Source organism: Streptomyces sp. NPDC008092, assembly GCF_042957285.1.
GTDB lineage: Bacteria > Actinomycetota > Actinomycetes > Streptomycetales > Streptomycetaceae > Streptomyces.
The window spans coordinates 427832-449516 of sequence record NZ_JBIBHY010000009.1 but is presented as its reverse complement, the minus strand read 5'-3'; the positions used below and the strand labels follow the sequence as shown (position 1 = coordinate 449516).

Below are 21685 nucleotides of genomic sequence, written 5' to 3'. Positions count from 1 at the left end.
GCTGGGACCTGTGCGCGGACCTGTGCTCGGACCTGTTCCGGGGCTCGTGCTCAGAGCTGGCCGACGTCGGTGACACGGACCACCGCGCGGCCCTCGGTGTCGGAGGCCGTCAGGTCGACCTCCGCGCTGATGCCCCAGTCGTGGTCGTCGTTCGGGTCGTCGAAGATCTGCCGGACGCGCCACAGCGCGTTCTGCGGCTCCTCCTGGATCACCAGCAGCTTGGGGCCACGGGCGTCCGGTCCGGTGCCCAGGTCCTCGTACTCGTCCCAGTACTTGTCCATCGCCTCGCCCCAGGCCTCGGCGTCCCAGCCCGAGTCCGCGTCCATCTCGCCCAGCTCGTCGACCTGGTCGAGGGCGGCGAGCTCCACCCGGCGGAACATCGCGTTGCGCACCAGGACCCGGAAGGCGCGCGCGTTGGCGGTGACCGGCTTGACCTCGTCGGCCTTCTCCTGGGCCTCCTCGGCGGTCATCTCCTCCGGGTTGGCGAGCTGCTCCCACTCGTCCAGCAGGCTGGAGTCGACCTGGCGGACCGTCTCGCCCAGCCACTCGATCAGGTCCTGCAGGTCCTCGGACTTCAGGTCGTCCGGGATGTTGTGGTCGAGGGCCTTGTAGGCGCTCGCGAGGTAGCGCAGCACGATGCCCTCGGTGCGGGCCAGCTCGTAGAGCGACACCAACTCGGTGAAGGTCAGCGCCCGTTCGTACATGTCCCGGATGACCGACTTCGGCGACAGCGGGTGGTCGCCGACCCAGGGGTGGCTCTTGCGGTAGGTGTTGTACGCGTGGAAGAGCAGCTCTTCCAGGGGCTTCGGGTAGGTGATGTCCTGGAGGCGCTCCATGCGCTCCTCGTACTCGACGCCGTCCGCCTTCATCAGGGCCACGGCCTCGCCCTTCGCCTTGTTCATCTGGGCGGCCAGGATCTGGCGCGGGTCGTCCAGGGTGGACTCGACGACGGACACCATGTCGAGAGCGTAGGACGGCGATTCGGGGTCGAGGAGTTCGAACGCGGCGAGGGCGAACGTGGACAGCGGCTGGTTGAGCGCGAAGTCCTGCTGGAGGTCGACCGTGAGCCGGACGATGCGGCCGGTGGCGTCGGGCTCGTCCAGCTTCTCCACGATGCCGCCGTCGAGCAGCGAGCGGTAGATGGCGATCGCCCGGCGGATGTGCCGCAGCTGCTGCTTGCGCGGCTCGTGGTTGTCCTCCAGCAGGTGGCGCATCGCCTCGAAGGCGTTGCCCGGGCGCGCGATCACGGACAGCAGCATGGTGTGCGTCACCCGGAACCGGGACGTCAGCGGCTCCGGCTCGGACGCGATCAGCTTCTCGAAGGTGTTCTCCGTCCAGCCGACGAAGCCCTCCGGCGCCTTCTTGCGCACCACCTTGCGCCGCTTCTTCGGGTCGTCGCCCGCCTTGGCCAGCGCCTTCTCGTTCTCGATGACGTGCTCGGGCGCCTGCGCGACGACCAGACCGGCCGTGTCGAAGCCGGCCCGGCCCGCGCGGCCGGCGATCTGGTGGAACTCGCGGGCGCGCAGGGTGCGCACCCGGTTGCCGTCGTACTTGGTGAGCGCGGTGAACAGCACCGTGCGGATGGGCACGTTGACGCCCACGCCCAGGGTGTCGGTGCCGCAGATGACCTTCAGCAGGCCGGCCTGGGCGAGCTTCTCCACCAGGCGCCGGTACTTGGGCAGCATGCCGGCGTGGTGGACGCCGATGCCGTGCCGGACGTAACGGGAGAGGTTCTGGCCGAACTTGGTGGTGAAGCGGAAGTTGCCGATCAGCTCGGCGATCTGCTCCTTCTCCTCCTTCGAGGACATGTTGATGCTCATCAGCGCCTGCGCCCGCTCCACCGCCTGCGCCTGCGTGAAGTGCACGATGTACACCGGCGCCTGCCTGCTCTCCAGGAGCTCGGTGAGCGTCTCGGTCATCGGGGTGAGCTGGTACTCGTAGGAGAGCGGCACCGGGCGGGTCGCCGAGCGGACCACCGCGGTGGGGCGGCCGGTGCGGCGGGTCAGGTCCTTCTCGAAGAAGGAGACGTCGCCGAGGGTGGCCGACATCAGGATGAACTGCGCCTGGGGCAGTTCCAGGAGCGGGATCTGCCAGGCCCAGCCGCGGTCGCCCTCCGCGTAGAAGTGGAACTCGTCCATGACGACCTGGCCGACGTCCGCCTGCTTGCCGTCGCGCAGCGCGATGGAGGCGAGCACCTCGGCGGTGCAGCAGATGACGGGCGCGTCGGAGTTCACGGAGGCGTCGCCGGTGAGCATGCCGACGTTTTCGGTGCCGAAGAGCTTGCACAGCTCGAAGAACTTCTCCGAGACCAGCGCCTTGATCGGGGCGGTGTAGAAGGTGACCTCGTCCCGGGCCAGCGCGGCGAAGTGCGCACCCGCGGCGATCATGCTCTTGCCGGAGCCGGTCGGTGTCGACACGATCACGTTCGCCCCGGAGACCGCCTCGATCAGCGCCTCCTCCTGGTGGGGGTAGAGCGTGAGACCGCGCTCCTGCGCCCAGGCCTCGAAGGCTTCGTACAGGGCGTCGGGGTCGGCGGTCGGCGGCAGCTGATCGATGAGGGTCACGCCCCCATCTTGCCTGCCCCACCCGCCCAGGGGGGAATCGGCTTCGAGCACGAAGATCATGGCCGCTACGCTGTGTCGCCGACGGAGCGTCAACGCACCCGGTCAACTGGACAGCGGGATACGAGGAATGGGGCGGGGAACGGCCATGATGGGACCAGCACACTCACTGTCGGGAGCCGCCGCCTGGCTCGGCGTGGGAGCCGCGGCGGCAGCGACCGGGCATACGATGCCCTGGCCGGTGCTCCTGGTAGGGGCGCTGATCTGCGCGGGCGCCGCGCTCGCCCCGGACCTCGACCACAAGGCGGCGACCATCTCGCGGGCCTTCGGACCGCTGTCGCGCTGGGTCTGCGAGATCGTCGACAAGCTCTCCTACGCCGTCTACAAGGCGACCCGGATGTCGGGCGACCCGCGCCGCAACGGCGGGCACCGGACGCTGACCCACACCTGGGTGTGGGCGGCGCTGATCGGCGGCGGCTGCTCGGCCGCGGCGATCCTCGGCGGCCGCTGGGCGGTGCTGGCGATCCTCTTCGCGCACATGGTGCTGGCGATCGAGGGCCTGCTGTGGCGGGCGGCGCGGGGCTCCAGCAGCGACATCCTGGTGTGGCTGCTGGCGGCGACCAGCGCCTGGATCCTGGCCGGCACCCTGGACAAGCCGGGCAACGGCTCCGACTGGCTGTTCACCCAGCCCGGCCAGGAGTACCTGTGGCTGGGACTGCCGGTGGTGCTGGGGGCGCTGGTGCACGACCTCGGGGACGCGCTGACCGTCTCCGGCTGCCCGGTGCTGTGGCCCATCCCGATCGGCCGCAAGCGCTGGTACCCGATCGGCCCGCCGAAGGTGATGCGGTTCCGCGCGGGCAGCTGGGTCGAGCTGAAGGTGCTCATGCCGGTGTTCATGGTGCTCGGCGGCATAGGCTGCGCGGCGGCTCTGAACGTGATCTGACCCGTGGCCCGGCCGGCCACGGGCCCGGTGTGCCCCGAGGGTCAGCCCGTCGTCCCCGAGCCACCGCCGTAGCGGCGCTCGAACGCGGCGACGCGGCCCTCGGTGTCCACCGTGCGGGCCTTCCCGGTGTAGAAGGGGTGGCTCTCGGACGAGATCTCCACGTCGACCACCGGGTAGGTCTGGCCGTCGTCCCACTCGATGGTCTGGTCGCTGGTCGCGGTGGACCGGGTCAGGAAGGCGTATCCGGCGGCGCGGTCGCGGAAGACCACGGGGTGGTAGTCGGGCTGCTTGTCCTGCTGCATGGCGGCTCCTCGAAGGACGGGGCGGTGGGGCGGGGACGGGCGGGCTCAGCCGTAGGCGGTGTCCTCGTCGACGATGTGCATCGCGGCCTCCTCAGCGGAGGCCCCGGCGCCGTCGATGCCGATGTCGGTCGCGACCAGGCCGCTCTCGTCGTCCTCGTGCGCCCCCTCGTTCGGGGCCACGAGCCGGCCGGAGCGCAGGTCGCCGACCTCGTTGTCCAGCAGCTCGCCGTCGCTGCCCTGGCAGTCGCCGATGCCGTCGCCGTCGGGGACCGCCGGTTCGGGCAGCTCCTCGGCGAGCCGCTGGTCCAGGGTCTCGCCCCGGTGGCGCTCCGCCGCGGTCACCCCGGTGTGCTCCACCGCCCACGGCCGCTCGGGCGGGGACCAGCCACGGTCCAGGGGATCGCTGACGCCGTCGGACTCCAGCGTGTCCTCCACGTCGAGCAGCCCCGTGTCCTCGCGGATCTCGGATCCGTCGGGCTGGTAGACGTCGTCCCCCCATCCGTCGGCGGTGGTCACGGCTACCTCCAGGGAGTGAGGACGCGGTCCGTACGGCGGGCCGCCGGCATTCCGGCCGACGGGCGCGTGCGCCGAGAACCGGAAGGTTCCCGGCCGGCCCCCGAACCGGTGCCGCTCTCCAGCCTTCCACCCCTGCTCGCACCCGCGCAACGGCACGGGGCGCGACCTGCGGTGCGCCGCACCCCGTGCTCAGGCCGCAGCACCCCGTGCCCGGGCCGGTGGAGCCCATGCCCCGGCCGCCCCGGCCCGTCACCCGTGCCAGGACCGCCAGAGCGCCGCGTAGGCGCCGTCCGCCGCCACCAGCGCGTCGTGGCTGCCGAGCTCGCTGATCCGGCCGTTCTCGACCACGGCGATGACGTCCGCGTCGTGGGCGGTGTGCAGCCGGTGCGCGATCGCGACCACCGTCCGGCCGTCCAGGACCCGGGCCAGGGACCGCTCCAGATGGCGGGCCGCGCGCGGGTCCAGGAGCGAGGTCGCCTCGTCCAGGACCAGCGTGTGCGGGTCGGCCAGCACCAGCCGGGCCAGCGCGATCTGCTGCGCCTGTGCCGGGGTCAGGGCGACCCCGCCGGAGCCGACCTCGGTGTCCAGGCCCTCCTCCAGCGCCCGCGCCCAGCCGTCCGCGTCGACCGCCCCGAGCGCCGCCCACAGCTCTGCGTCCTCGGCTCCGGTCCTGGCGAGCAGCAGGTTGTCGCGCAGGGAGCCCACGAAGACGTGGTGCTCCTGGTTGACGAGGGCGACGTGGGAACGGACCCGCTCGGCGGTCATCCGGGACAGTTCCGCGCCGCCCAGGGTGATCCGGCCGTCCCGGGGCGCGTAGATCCCGGCGAGCAGCCGGCCGAGGGTCGACTTGCCCGCGCCGGAGGGGCCCACCAGGGCCAGCCGGGTGCCGGGTGCCACCTCCAGGGAGACCTGGCGCAGCACGTCGACGCCCTGCAGGTAGCCGAAGCGGACCTCGTCCGCGTGCACCTCCCGGCCGGCCGGGGCCAGCGCGGCGTCCCCGGCGTCCGGCTCGATGTCCCGGACGCCGACCAGCCGGGCCAGCGACACCTGGGCGACCTGGACCTCGTCGTACCAGCGCAGGATCAGGTTCACCGGATCGACGAGCATCTGGGCGATGAGTGCGCCCGTCGTCAGCTGGCCGACGTCGATCCAGCCCTTCAGGACGAAGACGCCGCCGATCATCAGCACCGAGCCGAGGACCGTGGTGTGGGTGGCGTTGACCGCCGGGAACAGCACCGACCGCAGCCACAGGGTGTAGCGCTCCCACGCCGTCCACTCCTTGACCCGGCGCTCGGACAGGGCGATGCGGCGGGCGGCGAGCCGGTGCGCCTCGATGGTGTGCCCGGCGTCCACGGACTCCGCGAGGGCGGCGGCCACGGCCGCGTACCCGGCGGCCTCGGAGCGGTAGCCGGAGGGCGCCCGCCGGAAGTACCAGCGGCACACGATCACCAGGAGCGGCAGGGCGAGCAGCACGGTCGCGGCGAGCGGCGGAGCCGTGACCACGAGGCCGCCGATCAGCAGCACGACCCACACCACGCCGATCGACAGCTGCGGCACCGCCTCCCGCATGGCGTTGGCGAGGCGGTCGATGTCCGTGGTGATCCGGGACAGCAGGTCGCCCGTGCCCGCCCGTTCCAGGACGCCCGGCGGCAGCCCGACCGACCGGACGAGGAAGTCCTCGCGCAGATCGGCCAGCATCCGCTCGCCGAGCACGGCGCCCCGCAGCCGCACCTCCCGGACGAAGACGGACTGCACGGCGAGCGCCAGCAGGAACAGGCCGATGGTCAGGCCCAGATGGAGCTCGCGGGCGCCGTCGGAGACCCGCTCGACGAGCCCGCCCAGCAGGTAGGGGCCGGCCATGGAGGCGACCACGGCCACCGTGTTGACGGCGATGAGGAGGACGAAGGCCCGGCGGTGCCGGCGGAACAGTTCGGCCACGTAGGCACGCACGGTCGCGGTGGCGCCGACGGGGAGGGTGGTGGCCGTGGTCGGGGCCGCCGGGTCGTAGGCCGGTGGCGCGACGCCGATCATGCGCTCTCCTCGATCTCTTCCAGTGCCCTGCGGCCCCGCAGCGCGGCTTCGCTCTCGTCCGCCCTGCCTCGCAGCGCGGCTTCGTTCTCTTCGGGTGCCGTGTCCTGCAGCACGGCCTCGTCGTCCGTCTCACGTGTCACCACCGCCCGGTACCGCCGCTCGGTGCGTACCAGTTCGCGGTGCACGCCGACCGCCGCGACCTCGCCCTCGTGGACGAGGACCACCCGGTCGGCCAGGTCGAGCAGCAGCGGCGAGGACGTGAACACCACGGTCGTCCGGCCGGACCGCAGTGCGCGGATGCCCTCCGCGATCCGGGCCTCGGTGTGCGAGTCGACGGCGGAGGTGGGTTCGTCGAGGACGAGCACTCCGGGGTCGGTGATCAGCGACCGGGCCAGCGCGAGCCGCTGGCGCTGCCCGCCCGACAGGGACCGGCCGCGCTCGCTGATCCGGGCGTCGAGCGGGTCGGTGACGTCCAGCGAGCCCTGGACCAGAGCCTCCAGGACGTCGGCGCACTGGGCGGCGGCCAGCGCGTCCTCGGCGCGCACGGACCCGGAGGCCGGCACGTCGAGCAGCTCCCGCAGCGAACCGGACAGCAGCACCGGGTCCTTGTCCTGCACGAGCACCGCGGTACGGGCGGCCTCCAGGGGGACTTCGTCGAGCGGTACGCCGCCGAGCAGCACCGAGGTGCCGGCCTCGGCGGGGTGGCCGCCCAGCCGTTCGGCGAGGCGTCCGGCCGTGTCGGGGTCGCCGCAGACCACGGCGGTCAGTCGGCCCGCGGGCGCGAGCAGACCGGTGGCCGGGTCGTACAGGTCGCCGTCCGGCACCGTGTCCGGCAGCGAGCCGCCGGTGTCCGTGGCCCGGTCCAGGGAGAGCACGCGAGCCGCCCGTTTCGCCGACGGGCGGGAGAAGGAGTAGGCCATGGCGATCTCGGTGAAGTGCTGCAGCGGGTAGTTGAGGATCATGACCGCGCTGTAGACGGTGACCAGTTCGCCGACGGTGACGCGGCCCTGCCGGGCCAGGTGGACGCCGTGCCAGACGACCGCGATCAGCAGCAGCCCGGGCAGCAGCACCTGGATCGCGGAGATCAGCGACCACATCCGGGCGCTGCGCACGGCGGCGTGCCGTACCTCCTGGGAGGCGCGGCGGTAGCGGTCGAGGAAGAGGTCCTCGCCGCCGATGCCGCGCAGCACGCGCAGTCCCGCGACGGTGTCCGAGGCCAGCTCGGTCGCCCGGCCGGCCTTGGTGCGCTGGAAGTCGGCCCGGCGGGTGGCCCGGGGCAGCAGCGGCAGCACGGACAGCGCGACCAGGGGCAGGCCGGCGGCGACGACCCAGCCGAGGTCCGGCTGGTAGAAGACCAGGGCGACGCCGACCACGACGACCGTCAGCGCGGCGGCGGTGAAGCGGGAGACCGCCTCCACGAACCAGCCGATCTTCTCGACGTCGCCGGTGGAGACCGCCACCACCTCGCCGGCCGCCACCCGTCGGGTCAGCGCGGAGCCCAGCAGGGCGGTCTTGCGGGCGAGCAGTTGCTGGACCCGGGCGGCCGCGGTGATCCAGTTGGTGACGGCGGCCCGGTGCAGGAAGGTGTCGCCGACGGCGATCGCCGTGCCGCACAGCACCAGCAGACCGCCCGTCAGGGCCAGCCGGGTGCCGGAGCGGTCGACCACGGCCTGGACGGCGAGGCCGACGCAGAACGGGAGCGCGGAGACGGACACGAAGTGCAGCAGTCCCCAGGCCAGTGCCTTGAGCTGACCGCCCAGCTGGTTCCGCCCCAGCCACCACAGGAACCGGGGACCCGATCGCGCGTCCGGCACGCCCGGATCGGAATACGGAAGATCTTGAATCTGCATGACGTCCCAGCGGCTCGGGTCGGGGGAGGTGGCGACAAGCCGTGAAAGGTTCGCGTCGGAGCGTCGTCGAAATCAAACGGTTTTTCCTGCCGGCCGTCGAAATCCGCTCCCTTCAGGCCAGGGCGCACTGTCCAACACGCGGTTTATGTCATGAAATTCAACTAGTTGCTCGGTATGTGATGCCAGGATGGCCGGGTGAAGATCAAGAGCGTCCGGCGGGCGACCGTCACGGCGGCGGCGGTCGTCGGGACCGTCCTGGTGACCCTGAGCGCCTGTCAGGCGCCACCCGGCGGTGGCGGGAAGAACGGCCTGCCGGGGCCGCGCTCCACAGCCCCGAGAAGCAGCCCGTCGGCAAGCACCCCGTCAGCAAGCCCCCGGTCAGCAGGCAGCCCGTCAGCCGCGCGGACCGCCGCGGCGGGCCCGGACTGGCAGCAGCCGGACCGGGCCGGGACCGTCGGGGAGCGGGTCCGGCTGCCGGGCGTCGGTGAGCTGTTCCAGGCGGAGATCCCCGCGGACTCCCGCCAGGCCGTCGCCGTGTACGGGGAGGGCGCGGACTCGGCCGACTCCACGGTCGTGCTGTACACCCGGGAGGACCGCGGCTGGCGGCCGGTGGCCAGTTGGCCCGCCCACAACGGGCGGTCCGGATGGAGCATCGACCATCACGCGGGTGACGGGCGCAGTCCGGTCGGCGTGTTCACCGTCACCGATGCCGGCGGAGTCCTTCCCGACCCGGGCACCCGGCTCTCCTACGCCCAGGGCCGGGCCCTCTACACACCCCCGCACTACTGGCGCCCGGCGTACCGGCACGACTTCGACTACGTCATCGCCATCGACTACAACCGCCTGCGGGGCACACCGCCGCACGACACCACCCACCCCTGGGGCAACAGCCGGGGCGGCGGCATCTGGTTGCACCTCGACCACGGCAGCGGCACCTCGGCCTGCATCGGACTGCCCAAGGAGGCCATGGCGCACCTGCTGCGCACCCTCGACCCGGCCCTCGATCCCGTCGTGGTGATGGGGGACCGGCCGAGCCTGCTCTCCTAGCGCGGCACCGCGCCCCGGTCCGGCGGTCACTGTCCGTCCGGGACGGCCTCGCTCCCGGCCGAGCCCGACGAGTCCGCCGAACCCGCCGAGTCCGCCGAACCCGCCGAGTCCGTCGAACCCGCCGTGCCGGTCGTGCCGGTGCTGCGCGAGTCCAGCACGTCCACGTCGTCCGCCCGGACGTAGGCGAGGCGGTGGCCGAACTGGATCTCGTAGTACCTCTGCTGACCCACCACCACGGGCTGGGGCGTGGCGGAGAAGGTGGACCGGTCGACGTAGGAGCCGCCGAGGCCGGACTGGGTCACGTACCGCTGGCCCGCCCGCAGGCTGTACGGCAGCGGCGACTCGTCCTCCTCCTCCATTCCGTCCGGGTAGGCCTCCTCCTCCGGCAGGGCCCGTCCGAACACCGGGATCTCGTCCAGGCCCTCCTTCGGCGTGACCATGCGGCCGGCGGCACCGACGGCCGTCGGGTGCACGGCGGGGTTCTTGAACCACGCCTTGTTGCCCTGGTACCAGATCGCCGTCCACTCGCCGCGGCGGTCGGCCACGGCGAAGGTCTGGCCGGTGGAGGCCCGCGAGCCCAGGTCGCTCACGTCCTCCGTGGACGGGTCGCCGTCCGGCCTGCGGCCGGGGTCCTGGATCAGCGGAGCCTTCTCGTCCGGCCGGGTGTACAGGCGGACGGCGCTGGAGCCGTGCGGCCGGCAGGGTTTGCCGTCGCCCTCGCAGCCGGTGTACCGCGGTTTGTGGGTGGCGTAGTCCGGCAGGATCATCACCATGGGGCTGTCCGGTCCGGCCGTCGCCTTCAGCGGTGCGCCGAGGAGGTCGAAGTAGTGCCGCCAGTCCCAGAACGGTCCCGGGTCCTCGTGCATCTCGGGGATGCTGTCGCCGGTCGGGGACGGCACGTTGTCATGGCCGAAGATGTGCTGCCGGTCCATCGGGACGCCGTACTTCTTCGCCAGGTAGCGCACCAGGCGGGCCGAGGAGCGGTACATCTGCTCCGTGTACCAGGTCCCGGGGTGGCTGAGGAAACCCTCGTGCTCGATGCCGATCGAGCGGGCGTTCACGAACTTGCTGCCGGAGTGCCAGGCCTCGTCCTTGGTCCTGACGTGCTGGGTGATGTGGCCGTCGCTGGAGCGGATCGAGTAGTGCCAGGACGCCTCGGTCGGGTCCTGCACGGTCTGGAACATGTTCGGGAGCGTCGACTCGGTGTCGTGGATGACGATGTACTCGATCCGCTGGTCCCGGGGCCGGTCGGCGAGGTCGTGGTTGCCGTAGTCGCCGTCGTCGTCGATCTGCTCGTAGGGCGCGGCGAGCCAGTCGCAGGTCAGGTCGGGCGGGCACTCGACCTCCTTCGGCCGTTTGGGGGCCTGCGGGCCGTGGTGCGGGCTGACACCCGGGGTGGCGGGGAGGGTGACCTCCTGTCCTTCGTCGGTGGTCCGGTGGGCGCCCCGGCGGATCAGGCCGAACACGTCGTTGGCGTAGGTCGTCGCCGACGTGATGTCACGGGTGCCGGGGAAACGTTCCACCGCCTGCCACCAGTCGTCCGGGTCGGCGCTGAGCGGCTTGCCGAGATGCCGTTGCGTGGCGGCCAGCAGTGCCGCGCCGCCGCGTACGTTGGCGGTGGCGTCCGTCCGCAGCTGTCCGGCGGGGACCTTGATCAGCCGTGCGGCGCGTTGCAGGTCCGCGGGCTGCACGGCGTGACCGTCCGCGGTGAACGCCGTTCCGGCGAGCGGGTCGGCCCGGCCGCCGTCCGGCGCCGCCGGGCCCGGTGCGGGTGACTGTGCCGGGGTGCGGGCGAGGGTGGTGTCCATCAGGTGCATCGGACCGTAGCCCCCCGCGACGCTGGGGGTGCCCGAGTGGGTGTCCCAGCGCGACTGCATGTAGGACACGCTCATGAGCACGCTGCGCGGCACGTGGAACTCGCGCGCGGCGTCCGTGAAGGCGGTCTGCAGACGCTGGTCCTCCGCGTCGTGGGCGCCGGACGCATGGAGGACCAGCAGGGGTGGCAGCAGCGCGGCCGTCGCGATCAGGCAGGCCGTCAGACGGCACGTCCGGAGGGCACTGGGCACACGTGGAGCGACAGTTCTTCTCATACCAGAGGGTCTCCAACCGCTTGCTGAGGGTCTCCAAGAACGCTCGTCGCAACCAGGGCAAGGGGGTTGCCCTTCACGTCACCCCTCGTACGTTTCCGTGCCCGGCGCGACACGGCGCGCCGAGCGTCGACCGGGTGGCCCAGCGCTCCGGCAGAGGCCACCCGGTCGGCGGGCAACGGCCCGGCGGCCGGCGCCGGCCGTGCGCCGGCCGTGCACCGGGCGGTCTCAGTCCTCGACCGGGTCCACCTGCCAGTCGGGATGCCCCGGCATCGGCGGCGTGTCGGGCCCGTACAGCCACGCCGTCAGAAACGGCGTCAGATCCTGGCCCGCGACCTCGGAGGCGAGCGCGACGAAGTCCCGGGTACCGGCCGCGCGCCCCCGGTAGCGGGTCACCCAGGTGCGTTCGATCCGGTCGAACGTCTCGTCACCGACCTTCTCCCGCAGGGCGTACAGCACCAGCGCCGAGCCGTCGTAGCGCATCACCTTGAACAGCGTCGGCTCCGTGGGCTCCGCCGGGGCGCCGTCGTCGTGGCGCCACTGGTCGTGCTGCTCGTACGCCGCCCGCATGGCGTCCGCCATGCTGACACCGCCGTGCTCGGCGGAGTACAGCCGTTCGTAGAAACGGGCATGACCCTCGCTCAGCCACAGGTCGGACCAGCGCCGGACGGCGACGCTGTCGCCCGTCCAATGGTGTGTCAGCTCGTGGACGAGATTGCGTTCGGCGTCGACCGGGTCGCCCAGCAGGTCGTCCTTCGGTACGAGGGACAGCGACTGCGTCTCCAGCGCCACCGGCAGCTCGGTGTCCCCGACCAGCACGCCGTAGCGGCGGAACGGGTACGGGCCGAGCCGCTGTTCCAGCCAGGCGAGGTGCTCCGGGGTGTGCGAGCGTGCCTCCTCGGTGTCCGTGACCAGGTCGTCCGGCACCACGTCCCGCACGGCCAGCCCGCCCGGCCCCCGGCCGGCGACGAAGGTGAACTTCCCGATCGCCAGCTGGACCAGCTGTGTCGCGATGGGATCCTCGGAGTCGTACGTCCACTGCACCCGCCCGTCGGGCTGCCGGACGCGTTCGACGAGCCGGCCGTTGGCCACCGCGCTCAGACCGGGCGGGGTGGTGATGTGGAAGGTGACGGGCGCCCGGAGGCTGGGGTGGTCGTCGGCCGGGAAGAGCATCTTGGCGCCGTCCGGCTGACCGCAGATCAGGGTGCCGTCGGGGGTGGGCACCCAGCCGTAGTCGCGGATCGCGTCGCTGCGGTGCCGTCGCTGGGTCGGGTCGGCCGTGTAGGCGACGCGGACGGTGAACGTCCTGCCGCGCGGGATCGGCCGTGCGGGGGTGACGACGAGTTCGTCGCCCTCGCGTACGGCGGTGGCCGGCGCGCCGTCGACGGTGACCCGGTGCAGGGTGTTGCCGGCGAAGTCCAGGTCGAATCGGGACAGGGCCTGGGTGGCGGTGGCGCTGATGGTGGTACCGGCCGGGAAGGGTGTCCCGGGGGCCCGCCAGTCGAGGTCGAGCGTGTAACGGCGGACCGTGTAGCCGCCGTTGCCGTCCAGCGGCATGAGCGGGTCGCCGATGCCGGGGGCGCCGGGGGAAGGGGCGGGCCCGGCCGGGGCCGCCGAGGCGCCGGGGGCGGCGGAGCCGTGGCCCGGGTGCGGGACACCGCCCGCACAGCCGGTGCCGGTGAGCGCGACGGCGCCGGTGAGGGCGAGGGCGGCGCGCAGGGCGCGAGCGGTCGTGATCTCCATGGCAGCACTGTGGCAGTGTCATCCGCTTATAGCACCATTTGTGGCAATGGTGTGCGCCCGTCCGGGCCGGGATGGCCGAACGGCCTGCTGTCGGTCGGTCCCGCCGTTGCGGTCGGCGGCCAACTCCCCGTAGAACACCGGCCATGAGAAGACGGATAGTCATGTCCATGCTCGCCGGAGCGACCCTCCTGGCGAGTGCCCTCCTCGGTACGGGGGCACCCGCCGCCCGCGCCGCCGACGTCCCGGCCGAGTTCGGCACCGACTGGCACGACCCGGTGACCGCGGCCCCGCCGGTGTCCGTGCCCAAGGGCGCCAGGACCTGCCAAGTCACCCTGGCCGAGGCGCAGTTCCGCGACTTCACCCCGTACCGGGGAACGTTCACACCCCCGCAGGGCTGCGGCGACCGCTGGAGCAAGGTCGTCCTGCGGCTGGACGGCAAGGTGAAGGGCCGTCAGTACGACCGCCTGGGCTACCTGCACGTCGGCGGCGTCGAGGTGCTGCGCACCTCCACCCCCGAACCCTCGCCGGACGGCATCGAGTGGCACGTGGAGAAGGACGTCACCCGCTACAGCGACACCTTCCGCTCCACCCAGGATGTCGAGATGCTCATCGGCAACGTTGTCGACGACACCTACACCGGTGTCATCGACGTCAGGGCCACCCTCACCTTCTACGCGGGACGCCCCGAGGCCTCGGTCCCCGACAAGGTGCTCACCCTGGCCGACGACGGCACCACCCTCACCACCCCGCGCAACAGCGAACGCATCGTCGCCGAGGTGTACGCCACCGGATCCGGCGGCGGCTGCGAGGAGTTCTGGTACCTGACGGTGGCCGACCCGGCGTCGTACTCCTGCAAGGCGGACAAGGGGCCCTACCGGGAGGTGCAGATCAAGGTCGACGGCCGACTGGCCGGGATCGCCGCGCCGTTCCCGAACGTGTGGACGGGCGGCTGGTCCAACCCGTTCCTCTGGTACGTCGTGCCGGGTCCGCGCGCTTTCGACGTCAAGCCGATCGAATACGACCTGACGCCGTTCGCGGGGATCCTCGACGACGGCCGCCCGCACCGGGTCGAGGTCTCCGTCGCCGGCGTGCCCGAGGGGCAGGCCGGCTGGAGCGCCCCCGTGAACGTGCTGGTCTGGCAGGACGCGCACCGGGCCCGGGTCACCGGCGGGCTCACCGGGGCCACTGCCTCCGAGCCCGTCAACTCCTCGGTGTACACCCCGGGTTCGGGGGAGTACCGGGTCGACACCGACGCCGGGCACCGGCTCACCGTCTCCGGATACGTCGACACCTCGCACGGCCGGGTGACCACCACCGTCAGCCGTACGCTGGCCAACACCTCCGTGCACCGCTGGAACGACGGTGAGACGACGGACGCGCTCGACGCCACCTGGACGGACGACCAGAGCGTCACGGTCCGGGAGGGCGGCGCGTCCCGCACGACCCGCACCCACCGCACGTACACCATGGCCGGTGCCACCACCATCGGCACCGACGACCGGCTGCGCACCGAACTCACCCTCGGCGACCGGGCGGCGGTCAGGCGGTCCGGAGGCGGCTGGTCACGCCTCGACGACACCTACCGCGGCGACGCGACCTACACCCTGAACGTGCCGCGCGACCAGCGGCACGCGGTCGGCACGTCGAGCGAGCGCTACCGGCTGTACGGCTCGGACGGCTGCTACGACCGCTCGCTGGCGACCGAACAGGGGGTGCTGACGGTGGATCGAAGCCGCTGCTGAGCAGTCGCTCGGGGCGGTCGACGCGGGCGGAACCGAGGTGTGGGGGACGCGTCACCCGGCAGGTTGTTTACACGGCTGTGACACGACGGTCTCGAACGGGATCAAGAACACCTCCACAGTGATCGACACGGAAACCGCTTTCCGCATCGCAGAAGTCCCGCTCGGCTTCGGCGAGTCGATCCCCCCACCAGGAGTGCCCGTGCCGCCGTCCCCACCGTCCCTGCCGCGTCGCGTCGCAGGCGTACTGCGTACCTCTCTCTTCGCGCAGGTCGCCTGCGCGCTCGTGCTCGGCATCGTCGTCGGGCGGCTGTGGCCCGGGTTCGCCTCGGACCTCCAGCCGCTCGGCGACGGTTTCACCCGGCTCATCAAGACGATCATCTCGCCGCTGGTGTTCTGCGTGGTCGTCGTCGGCATCGCCAAGGCCGGCGACCTGAAGGCCTTCGGGCGGATCGGGCTCAAGGCGCTGGTCTGGTTCGAGGTGGCGAGCACGCTGGCGCTGGTCATCGGCCTCGTCGCCGCCAACGTCGTGCAGCCCGGCGCCGGGATGCACGTCGATCCGGCCACCCTGAGCAGCAAGGCGGTCGACGCGAAGACGGGCGGCGGCTCGCTGCCCACGACGACCGAGTTCGTGCTCAACGCCCTGCCCACCAGTTTCATCGGCGCCTTCGCCGAGAACTCCCTGCTCCAGGTACTCGTCCTGGCCTGCCTGGTGGGCGCGGCGCTGCTCCACCTCGGGAACACCAGGGTGCCGCAGGTGCTGCCGGCCATCGAGCAGGCCCAGGAGATCATCTTCGCGATCGTCGGCTTCGTCATGCGCCTCGCCCCGATAGCCGTCTTCGGCGCGATGGCCGTCCTGATCGGCCAGTACGGGCTCGGCGTCATCGAGACCTACGCCAAGCTGATCGTCCTGTGCTACGTGGCCGCCGCGCTCTTTATCGCCCTGCTGGCGGTCGCCCTCAGGGTGGTCACCGGGCTGAGCCTCTGGAAGTTCGTCCGCTACATCCGCGAGGAGCTGCTGCTCGCGCTGGGCACCGCCTCCACGGAGTCCGTGCTGCCGCGCGTGATGCAGAAGCTGCGCAAGGCGGGGGCACGTGATGACGCCGTCGGTCTTGTGCTGCCCACCGGGTATTCCTTCAACCTGGACGGCGCCTCGCTCTACCTCTCCATCGGCACCCTGTTCATCGCCCAGGCCGTCGGCGTCGACCTGAGCCTCGGTCAGCAGATCACCGTGGTCCTGGTGCTGATGCTCACCAGCAAGGGCATGGCCGGCATCCCCGGCTCGGCCTTCCTCGCCCTGTCCGCGACCGCCTCCTCGCTCGGGGCGATTCCGGCCGGTGCCGTCGCCCTGCTGCTCGGCGTGGACCGCATCATGGACTCGATGCGCGTCGTCACCAACCTGCTCGGCAACTGTGTGGCCGTCTTCGCGGTCTCCCGCTGGGAGGGCGCGCTGGACGTCGTGCGGGCGAAGCAGGTGCTGGACGGCGAGGCCGCGGCCGTGGCTGAGGAGCCTGCCGGGACGCCGGCCGAGGAGCTGGTGCCCGAGGGGTGACCTTACGCCGGAGCGGCTTCCCTCTCCGGAGGGGGAAGCCGCTCCGTCATGCCTCAGCAGCGCTTCGCCGGCACCGGCCCGTCGACCAGCGTGTCCAGCAGCCCGCCCAGTACCTCCCGCTGCTCCTCCGAGAGCGGAGCCAGGATCTCCTCGGCCGCGGACCGGCGCGCCGCCCGCAGCTCGCGCAGGGTCTCGTGCCCCTCGTCCGTGATCTCGATCCGGGTCACCCGGCGGTTCGTCGGATCCGGCACCCGGCACACCTTGCCGCTCGCCTCCAGGCCGTCGACCAGCGTCGTCACGGCACGCGGCACCACCTCAAGGCGCGCGGCGAGGTCGGCCATGCGCGGGGGTGCCTCGTAGTGCGCGAGAGTGCGCAGCAGCCGAGACTGGGCGGGGGTGATGCCCAGGTCGCGCGCCGCCAGGTGGCGCTTCTGGATACGCCACACCCGGCGGGTGAGGCGCAGGAGTTGTTCGGCGAGCGGGCCGTCGGAGTCGGGGGTGCTCATACGGGAATAATATCAGGACCTAGTTCATTGTGAACATAGGTAACAGTGAGCTATGCTCCGTGAGTCCGTGCACACCATACCCATCCGTAGGAGCCATGCCCCGAGACGAGATCAACTGGACCCCCGACGGCGCTTCGGCCGGGCAACCCCGCCAGGTGCGCCGCATCCTCAGCCTCTTCCGCCCCTACCGCGGGCGCCTCGCGATCGTCGGCCTGCTGGTCGGCGCCGCCTCCCTGGTGTCCGTCGCCACCCCGTTCCTGCTGAAGGCGACCCTCGACACCGCGATCCCGCAGGGCCGCACCGGACTGCTCAGCCTGCTCGCGCTGGGCATGATCCTCAGTGCCGTCCTGACCAGCGTCTTCGGCGTCCTGCAGACGCTGATATCCACCACCGTCGGCCAGCGCGTCATGCACGACCTGCGCACCGCCGTCTACGGCCGGCTGCAGCGCATGTCGCTCGCCTTCTTCACCCGCACCCGCACCGGCGAGGTGCAGTCCCGCATCGCCAACGACATCGGCGGCATGCAGGCCACCGTCACCTCGACCGCCACCTCCCTGGTCTCCAACCTGACCAGCGTCGTCGCCACCATCGTCGCGATGATCGCCCTCGACTGGCGGCTCACCATCGTCTCGATGGTCCTGCTCCCGCTCTTCGTGTGGATCAGCCGCCGGGTCGGCAACGAGCGCAAGAAGATCACCACCCAGCGCCAGAAGCAGATGGCCGCGATGGCCGCGACGGTCACCGAGTCGCTCTCCGTCAGCGGCATCCTGCTCGGCCGCACCATGGGCCGCGCCGACTCGCTGACCGCCTCCTTCGCCGACGAGTCCGAGCAACTGGTCGACCTGGAAGTGCGGTCGAACATGGCCGGCCGCTGGCGGATGGCCGTGATCACGATCGTGATGGCCGCGATGCCCGCCGTCATCTACTGGACCGCCGGCATGGCCCTCCAGACGGGCGGCCCGCAGATCTCGCTCGGCACCATCGTCGCCTTCGTCTCCCTCCAGCAGGGCCTGTTCCGCCCCGCGGTGAGCCTGCTCGCGACCGGCGTCCAGATCCAGACCTCCCTCGCGCTCTTCCAGCGCATCTTCGAGTACCTCGACCTGCCCGTCGACATCACCGAACGGGACGAGCCGGTCCACCTCGACCGCGTGAAGGGCGAGGTCCGCTTCGAGGGGGTCGAGTTCCGTTACGACGACAAGGGCGGGCCCGTCCTCGACGGCATCGACATCACCGTCCCGGCCGGCACCGGGCTGGCCGTCGTCGGCCCCACCGGGGCGGGCAAGTCCACGCTCGGCTACCTGGTTCCCCGGCTCTACGACGTCACCGGCGGCCGGGTCACCCTGGACGGCGTCGACGTCCGCGACCTCGACTTCGACACCCTCGCGCGCGCGGTCGGCGTCGTCTCCCAGGAGACGTACCTCTTCCACGCCTCGGTCGCCGACAACCTGCGCTTCGCCAAGCCGGACGCCACCGACGAGGAACTGCACGCGGCCGCCCGCGCGGCCCAGATACACGAGCACATCGCCGCGCTGCCCGACGGCTACGACACCGTCGTCGGCGAACGCGGACACCGATTCTCGGGCGGCGAGAAGCAGCGGCTGGCCATCGCGCGCACCATCCTGCGCGACCCGCCGGTCCTCATCCTCGACGAGGCGACCAGTGCTCTGGACACCCGCACCGAACACGCGGTCCAGGACGCCATCGACGCCCTGTCGGCCAACCGGACGACCATCACCATCGCCCACCGGCTCTCCACCATCCAGGGTGCCGACCAGATCGTCGTCCTCGACTCCGGCCGGGTGGCCGAACGCGGCACGCACGAGGAACTGCTCGGACTCGACGGCCGGTACGCGGCACTGGTCCGGCGGGACGCCCGGCTGGAGACGGCGGGGGAGCCGGCACCGGACGACGGCGGAGCCGTCGAGGTGGCTCAGCGGGAAGCGGCCGCACGGCCGGTACGCAGGCGAGGCGACCGCGGACGCAGGCACGCGACACCGCCGACCAGCTGAAGCGGAAGCCGACGCCGACGGGCGGAGCTGACCGGCCGGGGCTGACCGGCCGGGTGGGCTGACCGGCCGGGGCCGACTGGACGGAGTTGGCCAGCCGGAGCCCACCGGTCGGGGCGGACGCGTCGGAGCCGGCCCGATCCGTGAGTCCGGCCCCGCGTGGGCGATTCGTGTCGGTCGGTATGGCGCGGCCGACACAGCGTGGCCGACAAGCAGAAGATATGTCGGGTTTGTGGCGGTATGAGAGCTAACGTGCCCGCATGCAGATGAACACTCCGCCACGGGACCCGAGTCGACGGACGCCCGCCGGCCGAGGCGCCTCGACACGCGGCAAGTCGGTCCGGCTGACCCGTCGGGGCAGGCTCGTCCTCGTCGTGACCGGCGCCGTCGTGGCCGGTGCCGCCGTGGTGGTGCCCCTGCTGGTCCTGGCCGGGGGCAGGTCCGGTGCCGAGACCCTGGTCATTCCCGAGGGCTGGCGCGCGTCCCAGGTCTACGCCGCCGTCGACAAGGCCCTCGCCCTCCCGGCCGGAAGCACCAAGAGTTCGGTCGGCGGCGCGGGCCTGAAGCTCCCCGGCGAGGCCGGGGGCAACCCGGAGGGCTATCTCTTCCCGGCCACCTATCCCCTGGACAAGGAAGCGACCCCGCAGTCGGTGCTGCGGTTCATGGTCGACACCGCCAACCAGCGGTTCGGCTGGGCACCCGTCGCGGCCGGTGCGCAGCGCGACGCGATGAACGTCTACCAGGCGGTGACCATCGCCAGCATCGTGCAGGCCGAGGCCGCCGACAGGACGGACATGGGAAAGGTGGCGCGTGTCGTCCTCAACCGGCTGCAACGCGGCATGCCGCTCCAGATGGACTCCACCCTCAACTACGCGCTCAACCGCAGCACCCTCAACACCACGGTGAACGACACCCGCATCGAGAACCCGTACAACTCCTACCAGCGCATGGGCCTGCCGCCCACCCCGATCGACAACCCGGGCACGGACGCGATGCGTGCCGCGCTCAACCCGCCGCCGGGCAACTGGCTGTACTTCGTCACGGTCAAGCCGGGGGACACGCGGTTCACCGCCGACTTCGCCGAGCACCAGCGCAACGTCGCCGACTTCAACGCCGTGCAGAAGGCCAGGACCCAGGGGTCGCCGCGGGTCACGCGACCGCCGCGGTGAGGCGCCGGTGCGTCACGCGGCGACCGGGTCCCCGGCCAGCAGCCGCCTGATGTCCCGTACGGCGTCGCGCCCCGCGCGGTTGGCACCGATGGTGCTGGCGGACGGGCCGTAGCCGACGAGGTGGACGCGCGGGTCGGCGACCGCGCGGGTCCCGTCGATCCTGATCCCGCCGCCCGGCTCGCGCAGCCGCAGCGGCGCCAGGTGGTCCAGGGCCGCCCGGAAGCCGGTGGCCCAGAGGATGACGTCCGCGTCGACGTGCCGCCCGTCGTTCCACGCCACACCGTCGGGCGTGACACGGTCGAACATCGGCTGCCGGTCCAGGACCCCGTCCGCCAGGCCCTGCCGGATCGCGTCGTTGAGCGGGAGCCCGGTGACCGAGACCACGCTCCGCGGCGGCAGCCCCTGCCGTACCCGCTCCTCCACCAGTGCCACCGCGGCCCGGCCCACGCCCTCGTCGAACGGGCCCTCGCGGAAGACCGGCGGACGCCGGGTGACCCAGGTGGTGGCGGCCGCGTACGGGGCGAGTTCCAGCAGATGCTGGGTGCCGGAGGCGCCACCGCCGACGACCACGACCCGCTTGCCGGCGAACTCCTCGGGCCCGGCGTACTGCGCGGTGTGCAGCTGACGCCCGCGGAAGGTCTCCTGGCCCGGGTAGCGCGGCCAGAACGGCCGGTCCCAGGTGCCGGTGGCGTTGATCAGCGCCCGCGTCGACCAGTCGCCCCGGTCGGTCTCCACGAGCAGCCGCCCGCCCTCGCCCTCGCGCACCGTGCGGACGTCGACCGGCCGGTGCACCCGCAGGTCGAAGGTGCGCTCGTAGTTCGCGAAGTACTCGCCGATGACCTCGGCGGACGGCCGCGCCGGGTCGGCCCCGGTCAGCTCCATGCCCGGAAGCGCGTGCATGCCGTGCACCTTGCCGTACGTCAGGGACGGCCACCGGTACTGCCAGGCGCCGCCGGGTGCGGGGGAGTGGTCGAGCACCACGAAGTCGCGGTCCGGCTCGAAGCCGGTGCGACGCAGGTGATAGGCGCCGGACAGGCCCGCCTGACCGGCGCCGATGACGACTACCTCGACCTCATGCGCATTGTTCACGCTTCTACCAACAGCGTGGATGCCCGTGGATCTTCCCGGCCCTGCCCGGCCCGGTCCGGCCGCCCGTCCCGGAGTCCGGCGCATGGGCCAGGATGGAGCCATGTCGGACGCCTTCACCACACGAGAGCTCGATGTCGCCACCGGTAGCCGGGAGCGGGTCGTCGACCTGACCGGCGACTGCGAGGCCTTCCTCCGCGAGGCCGCCGCCGGCCGCGACGGACTGCTGAACATCTTCGTCCCGCACGCGACGGCCGGCATCGCCGTCCTGGAGACCGGCGCCGGCAGCGACGACGACCTGCTGGCCGCCCTGCACACCCTGCTCCCGGCCGACGACCGCTGGCAGCACCGGCACGGCAGCCCGGGCCACGGCCGCGACCACGTCCTCCCGGCGATCGTCCCCCCGCACGCCACCCTCCCGGTGATCAACGGCCGCCTGGCCCTGGGCACCTGGCAGTCGGTGTGCCTGGTCGACACGAACCGTGACAATCCGCGGCGAAAGGTCCGGGTCACGTTTCTCGCGGGCTCCTGACCTCCCCTGACCTCC

16 protein-coding genes are annotated in these 21685 nt (G+C 72.1%); 7 read left to right on the top strand and 9 right to left on the bottom strand.

The window, feature by feature from the left end:
• Positions 1 to 50 precede the first annotated feature (50 nt).
• Positions 51 to 2564 (bottom strand): DUF3516 domain-containing protein, encoded by a 2514-nt coding sequence (locus ACFZB3_RS29790; RefSeq protein WP_391380572.1) that lies wholly within the window; start codon positions 2562 to 2564, stop codon positions 51 to 53.
• Between the two features lie 145 nt (positions 2565 to 2709).
• On the opposite strand from ACFZB3_RS29790, the gene ACFZB3_RS29785 reads away from it, so the two are divergent.
• Positions 2710 to 3504, top strand: a complete 795-nt coding sequence (locus ACFZB3_RS29785; RefSeq protein ID WP_391380570.1) for a metal-dependent hydrolase — start codon at positions 2710 to 2712, stop codon at positions 3502 to 3504.
• A gap of 41 nt (positions 3505 to 3545) precedes the next feature.
• Here ACFZB3_RS29785 and ACFZB3_RS29780 read toward each other — a convergent pair whose 3' ends face one another.
• The 4 genes from ACFZB3_RS29780 to ACFZB3_RS29765 all read right to left on the bottom strand — a co-directional run bounded on the left by ACFZB3_RS29780 (position 3546) and on the right by ACFZB3_RS29765 (position 8203).
• Positions 3546 to 3806, bottom strand: a complete 261-nt coding sequence (locus ACFZB3_RS29780; RefSeq protein WP_391380568.1) for a type B 50S ribosomal protein L31 — start codon at positions 3804 to 3806, stop codon at positions 3546 to 3548.
• A 45-nt stretch (positions 3807 to 3851) separates the two neighbouring features.
• Positions 3852 to 4322, bottom strand: coding sequence for a DUF5709 domain-containing protein (locus tag ACFZB3_RS29775; protein ID WP_391380565.1), 471 nt, complete (start codon positions 4320 to 4322; stop codon positions 3852 to 3854).
• Positions 4323 to 4571: 249 nt separating this feature from the next.
• The gene (locus ACFZB3_RS29770) at positions 4572 to 6353 is read right to left on the bottom strand and encodes an ABC transporter transmembrane domain-containing protein (protein ID WP_391380563.1); all 1782 of its coding nucleotides are present in this window, start codon (positions 6351 to 6353) and stop codon (positions 4572 to 4574) included.
• Positions 6350 to 8203 carry an ABC transporter transmembrane domain-containing protein gene (locus ACFZB3_RS29765; protein WP_391380561.1) on the bottom strand — a complete coding sequence of 618 codons (1854 nt, stop codon included), beginning with the start codon at positions 8201 to 8203 and terminating at the stop codon, positions 6350 to 6352. The genes ACFZB3_RS29770 and ACFZB3_RS29765 overlap by 4 nt, the downstream gene beginning before the upstream one ends.
• Before the next feature lie 195 nt (positions 8204 to 8398).
• Here ACFZB3_RS29765 and ACFZB3_RS29760 point away from each other — a divergent pair, with 195 nt between their 5' ends.
• Positions 8399 to 9250 (top strand): L,D-transpeptidase family protein, encoded by an 852-nt coding sequence (locus ACFZB3_RS29760; protein WP_391380560.1) that lies wholly within the window; start codon positions 8399 to 8401, stop codon positions 9248 to 9250.
• Positions 9251 to 9276: 26 nt separating this feature from the next.
• On the opposite strand, the gene ACFZB3_RS29755 is transcribed toward ACFZB3_RS29760, so the two are convergent.
• Positions 9277 to 11340, bottom strand: coding sequence for an N-acetylmuramoyl-L-alanine amidase (locus tag ACFZB3_RS29755; RefSeq protein ID WP_391380559.1), 2064 nt, complete (start codon positions 11338 to 11340; stop codon positions 9277 to 9279).
• 225 nt (positions 11341 to 11565) lie between these two features.
• Positions 11566 to 13080 (bottom strand): M1 family aminopeptidase, encoded by a 1515-nt coding sequence (locus ACFZB3_RS29750; protein WP_391380558.1) that lies wholly within the window; start codon positions 13078 to 13080, stop codon positions 11566 to 11568.
• A 143-nt stretch (positions 13081 to 13223) separates the two neighbouring features.
• Here ACFZB3_RS29750 and ACFZB3_RS29745 point away from each other — a divergent pair, with 143 nt between their 5' ends.
• Positions 13224 to 14822, top strand: a complete 1599-nt coding sequence (locus ACFZB3_RS29745) for a peptide-N4-asparagine amidase (protein WP_391380557.1) — start codon at positions 13224 to 13226, stop codon at positions 14820 to 14822.
• A gap of 199 nt (positions 14823 to 15021) precedes the next feature.
• Positions 15022 to 16371 carry a cation:dicarboxylate symporter family transporter gene (locus ACFZB3_RS29740; RefSeq protein WP_391380556.1) on the top strand — a complete coding sequence of 450 codons (1350 nt, stop codon included), beginning with the start codon at positions 15022 to 15024 and terminating at the stop codon, positions 16369 to 16371.
• A gap of 53 nt (positions 16372 to 16424) precedes the next feature.
• On the opposite strand, the gene ACFZB3_RS29735 is transcribed toward ACFZB3_RS29740, so the two are convergent.
• Positions 16425 to 16877, bottom strand: a complete 453-nt coding sequence (locus ACFZB3_RS29735; RefSeq protein ID WP_391380555.1) for a MarR family transcriptional regulator — start codon at positions 16875 to 16877, stop codon at positions 16425 to 16427.
• 95 nt (positions 16878 to 16972) lie between these two features.
• Between ACFZB3_RS29735 and ACFZB3_RS29730 the strand changes: the two genes are divergently transcribed.
• Together ACFZB3_RS29730 and mltG are read left to right on the top strand one after the other, a co-directional pair.
• The gene (locus ACFZB3_RS29730; protein WP_391380553.1) at positions 16973 to 18886 is read left to right on the top strand and encodes an ABC transporter transmembrane domain-containing protein; all 1914 of its coding nucleotides are present in this window, start codon (positions 16973 to 16975) and stop codon (positions 18884 to 18886) included.
• Between the two features lie 257 nt (positions 18887 to 19143).
• A complete protein-coding gene (mltG, locus tag ACFZB3_RS29725; RefSeq protein WP_391380551.1) occupies positions 19144 to 20052 on the top strand; it encodes an endolytic transglycosylase MltG in 909 nt (302 codons plus the stop codon).
• A gap of 12 nt (positions 20053 to 20064) precedes the next feature.
• On the opposite strand, the gene ACFZB3_RS29720 is transcribed toward mltG, so the two are convergent.
• Positions 20065 to 21141, bottom strand: a complete 1077-nt coding sequence (locus ACFZB3_RS29720) for an NAD(P)-binding domain-containing protein (RefSeq protein ID WP_391380549.1) — start codon at positions 21139 to 21141, stop codon at positions 20065 to 20067.
• 100 nt (positions 21142 to 21241) lie between these two features.
• On the opposite strand from ACFZB3_RS29720, the gene ACFZB3_RS29715 reads away from it, so the two are divergent.
• Positions 21242 to 21670, top strand: coding sequence for a secondary thiamine-phosphate synthase enzyme YjbQ (locus ACFZB3_RS29715; RefSeq protein ID WP_391380547.1), 429 nt, complete (start codon positions 21242 to 21244; stop codon positions 21668 to 21670).
• The last annotated feature ends 15 nt before the right edge of the window (positions 21671 to 21685 follow it).